The sequence below is a fragment of the Arthrobacter sp. H41 genome (assembly GCF_000520535.1).
Lineage (GTDB): Bacteria > Actinomycetota > Actinomycetes > Actinomycetales > Micrococcaceae > Arthrobacter_D.
Window position 1 is genome coordinate 1 of record NZ_KI914811.1, and the last position, 4386, is coordinate 4386.

The following is a 4386-nucleotide window of genomic DNA, read 5'->3' on the forward strand; positions in this document are numbered from 1 at the left end:
CCGGCGGCTGCAGGTTCGACGACCGCCCGGAAGGTCAGTACGTCCTCGACATCCGCCCGCCTGAGGGTCGCGGCGTTTCGATCGACGTGGGCGCTCGGCAGTTCAGCGCTCACCGTTGCGCCACCGTACCGCCCGCGCTGGATGGTGAGGTAGCCGGCGGTCTGCAGGTCCGCAAGACCCTCACGCAGGGTGGACCGGGACACCCCCAGGTGCTCGGCGAGGTCGCGTTCGGCGGGCAGCCGCGATCCGGCCGGGAAGACGCCCAGCTTGATCGCATGCAGAAGCCGCTCGACCGTTTCTTCGAAAGCGTTCCCTTTGCGTGCCGGTTGGATCAACCGGAATGCCGGATCAGCAGGACCGCTCATGGCTCAAGCTTACGCAGTCCGTGAACCCCCGTTCTGCTGCCGGGAACTCCACCGGATCCGACATGACCCTTGACGGACGGAAGCTGGACCGTGATCATTGGAGGCATCCATTGGACTGATTTCATTCCATTGGTTGCGTTGAGATCCCCCGTCACCTCCCTGCACCGTCCGCTGCGCCCGGGAGGTGTCACCCGTTCTCCACCCGGTCAATCCACCTAGGGGCACACGTGGCACGCAGGAACATCGACTACACCACCGTTGACGACTCATACCTCAGGCACCGAAAGCTCAAGAGCGGCGCTGCGGGCTGGGTGCTGCTGGCAGGGCTCGGTGTCGCCTACGTGATCTCGGGTGACTTCTCGGGCTGGAACCTCGGGCTCGCCGAGGGGGGATGGGGCGGGCTTCTGATCGCCTTCGTCCTGATGGGAATCATGTACACCTGCATGGTCTTCGGACTCGCGGAGATGTCGTCGATGCTTCCCACCGCGGGTGCCGGGTACGGTTTCGCCCGACGCGCGCTCGGGCCCCTCGGAGGTTTCGCCACCGGCATGGCAGTGCTCATCGAGTACGCCGTCGCCCCTGCGGCGATCGCCACCTTCATCGGCGGGTACATCGAGGCGCTGGGGCTCTTCGGGATGACCAACTCCTGGCCCGTCTACCTGGCAACCTACGTCGTGTTCATCGGGATCCATCTGTGGGGGGTCGGTGAAGCGCTCAAGCTGATGTTCGGCATCACCGTCGTCGCCGTCGTCGCCCTCGTGGTGACAGTGGTGGGCCTGCTGCCGCACTTCGAGACCGCCAACCTCTTCGACATCGTTCCGGACGGCTCGGCCGGTTCCTCGGCCTTCCTTCCCTACGGGTTCTCCGGCGTCCTTGCCGCACTGGTGTTCGGCATCTGGTTCTTCCTCGCCATCGAGGGCGTGCCCCTCGCCGCCGAGGAGTCCGACGACCCGAAACGGGACATGCCGCGGGGCATCATCGTGGCGATGCTGCTCCTCCTGGTCTTCGGCGCGCTCATGCTGATCCTGGTGCCCGGAGCGGCCGGTTCCGAGGCCATGGGCGCCTCCGATTCGCCGCTTCCCGAAGCGCTGCGGGCCGCGGCGGGCGGGGACTCGGCGCTTGCCGACTTCGTGAACTACGCAGGTCTCGCAGGCCTCGTGGCAAGCTTCTTCTCGATCGTCTACGCCTACTCGCGCCAACTGTTCGCGCTGTCCAGGGCGGGCTATCTACCCCGCGTCCTGTCCCTCACCTCGAAGCGCCACACGCCCTGGGTGGCACTGCTGGTTCCGGGGACCATCGGTTTCCTGCTCGCGGCGTTCACCGGGAACGGCGGACTGCTGATCAACATCGCCGTCTTCGGCGCCACCGTCTCGTACGTGCTGCTGAACCTGTCCCACATCCTCCTGCGGGTTCGGGAACCCGGACTGGAGCGCGGCTACCGGACACCCGGCGGCGTGGTCACAACCGGCATCGCGCTGGTCCTCGCGGTCGTCGCCCTCGTGGCCACCTTCTTCGTGGACATCCTCGCCGCGTCGATCACCGCCGTCGTCTTCCTGGCCGCGCTCGCCTACTTCTGGTTCTACAGCCGCCACCACCTGGTGGCGAGCGCCCCTGAGGAAGAGTTCGCGCTGTTGAAGAAAGAGGGCTCCACCCTGACCTGACCGCCCGCCCTGCCGACACCCCCGCGCACCGAAGGAGACCCATGGAAACGCACCCCCGCAATGACCGGATGCTCACCGTCGACCAGCTCACGTCCGCCATCCGATCCGGGGAGATCGACTCGGTGGTCCTGGCCTTCACCGATATGCAGGGCAGGTTGCAGGGCAAGGTGATCCATGGCCAGTTCTTCCTCGACACCGTCCTCGGCCACGGCACGGAAGGCTGCAATTACCTGCTGGCTGTCGACACCGAGATGAACACCGTGGACGGTTACGCCATGTCGAGCTGGGAAACGGGGTACGGGGACATGGTCTTCGACCTCGACCTCGACACCATCCGACGCCTCCCCTACCGGGAGGGAACCGTGATGATCCAGTCCGACCTGTCCTTCACCACGGGCGAGCTGGTGAACGTCGCCCCGCGGAGCATCCTCAAGGCGCAGTCGGCGAAAGCCGCGGAACTCGGTATGAAGGCCTTCTCCGGGACCGAGCTAGAGTTCGTGATCTACAACGAGTCCTTCGAAAGCGCGGGCCTCAAGCACTACCGGGACCTGGTCCCTGCCAACCAGTACAACGTGGACTATTCGATCCTGGGCTCGCTGCGCGTCGAGCCCCTCCTGCGGGACATCCGCAACACCATGTACCAGGCGGGGATGGTGGTGGAATCGGCGAAGGGCGAATGCAACCTCGGCCAGCACGAGATCGCCTTCAAGTACGACGACGTCCTCGTCACCGCCGACAACCACAGCGTGTACAAGCTCTCCGCGAAGGAGATGGCCTCGCAACGGGGCCAGTCCGTGACGTTCATGGCGAAGCCCAACCAGCGGGAAGGCTCGTCGTGCCATATCCACATGTCCCTGCGCGGCGAGGACGGCGGGCTGGTGTTCTGGGACGAGGAGGCGGACGAACGAACCGCACTCTATGACCACTTCATCGCCGGCGTTCTGGCGACGCTGCGGGAATTCACCCTGTTCTACGCCCCGAACATCAACTCCTACAAACGGTTCTCCGAAGGCTCCTTCGCTCCCACCGCCGTCGCCTGGGGGCTGGACAATCGCACGTGTTCCGTACGCCTCGTCGGGAAGGGCGCCTCGGCCCGGCTGGAGAACCGCCTGCCCGGTGCCGATGCGAACCCCTACCTCGCCCTCGCGGCAATGCTCGCCGGCGGCCTCTACGGAGTCGCGAATCAGCTGGAACTTCCGGCAAGGATGGACGGCAACGCCTACACCTCCGATGCCGAGCATGTCCCGGCCACCATGAAGGAGGCCCGCGACCTGTTCGCCGGCTCAACCATCGCCCTCGAGGTCTTCGGCGAGGACGTGGTGAAGCACTACACCCACTACGCCGACGTCGAGATGGCGCAGTTCAATGCCACCGTCACGGACTGGGAATTGCGGCGCGGGTTTGAACGGCACTAGGCAGGGACCGTCGGCACCCGAAGCCCGCCAGACAGCCCGACCGGAGGCGTACCGGCCGAGAATCGGCCTGACCACCTACTGGCAGCCTGCTCGCTGGGGCGTCTGGAACGACACGGCGGCCATCGTGCCGGGTTCCTATGTGCGCGCCGTGGTCGAGGCCGGAGGCACCCCGCTGCTGCTGCCCCCCGTCGGCACCGATCCCGGCGTGCTCGACCTCCTCGACGGGCTGATCGTCATCGGCGGCGTGGACGTGGACCCTGCCCACTACGGCGCCGCGCCCCATCCCACCACCGTCAGCCAGCCGGAGCGCGACGACCACGACCTCACCCTCACGCGCGCTGCGCTGAGCGCCGACCTGCCCCTGTTCGCGATCTGCCGGGGAGCCCAGATCCTCAATGTCGCCCTCGGCGGTACCCTGCACCAGCACCTCCCGGAGGTCCGCGCGGACGCCGCGCAGTACCAGCCCGCCCCGGGCGTCTTCGGCAGCGTCGATTTCACCACCGAGCCGGGATCCATCGCACGGCAATTGCTGGGTGCCCGCGCCGCGAGCCCCTGCTACCACCACCAGGGCCTGGATCAGGTGGCGGATGGTCTGTGCGTGACCGCACGCGCTGCGGACGGCACCGTGGAAGCCGTCGAAAGCTCCGGCGGAGCCTCCTCCGGCTGGCTCCTCGGCGTGCAGTTCCACCCGGAGGAGAACGGGCAGGACCGGCGCCTGTTCGGCGGGTTCGTCGACGCGGCCCGCACCGCCCGGCTCCACCGCTCTCCGACCGGAAGGCCCAGCTCATGAGCTACACCCTCGAAATCCTGAATCCTGCCACCGAAGAGGGCATCGGCACGGTTCCCATGGCCGGGCTCGAGGAGGCCGACGCCGCCATCGCCCGGGCGGTGGCCGCCTTTCCCGCCTGGCGTCGGGTGGCACCGGCGGACCGCGCGCTGCTGCTG

General features: G+C 67.1%; 5 protein-coding genes. 4 read left to right on the forward strand and 1 reads right to left on the reverse strand.

Annotated elements, in window-relative coordinates; all coding sequences use genetic code 11:
• Positions 1–365: FadR/GntR family transcriptional regulator (locus Y705_RS0112070; protein ID WP_026533042.1), on the reverse strand; the 365-nt coding region annotated here is incomplete at its 3' end.
• A gap of 227 nt (positions 366–592) precedes the next feature.
• Between Y705_RS0112070 and eat the strand changes: the two genes are divergently transcribed.
• The 4 genes from eat to Y705_RS23235 all read left to right on the forward strand — a co-directional run.
• Positions 593–2026 carry an ethanolamine permease gene (gene eat, locus Y705_RS0112075; protein ID WP_049822684.1) on the forward strand — a complete coding sequence of 478 codons (1434 nt, stop codon included), beginning with the start codon at positions 593–595 and terminating at the stop codon, positions 2024–2026.
• A gap of 41 nt (positions 2027–2067) precedes the next feature.
• Complete coding sequence (locus Y705_RS0112080; RefSeq protein ID WP_026533044.1) at positions 2068–3441, forward strand: glutamine synthetase family protein; 1374 nt, start codon at positions 2068–2070, stop codon at positions 3439–3441.
• Complete coding sequence (locus tag Y705_RS19570) at positions 3428–4231, forward strand: gamma-glutamyl-gamma-aminobutyrate hydrolase family protein (protein WP_343212737.1); 804 nt, start codon at positions 3428–3430, stop codon at positions 4229–4231. The genes Y705_RS0112080 and Y705_RS19570 overlap by 14 nt, the downstream gene beginning before the upstream one ends.
• Positions 4232–4287: 56 nt before the next feature.
• A partial coding sequence (locus Y705_RS23235; protein ID WP_253908604.1) for a hypothetical protein occupies positions 4288–4386 on the forward strand: 99 nt, incomplete at its 3' end.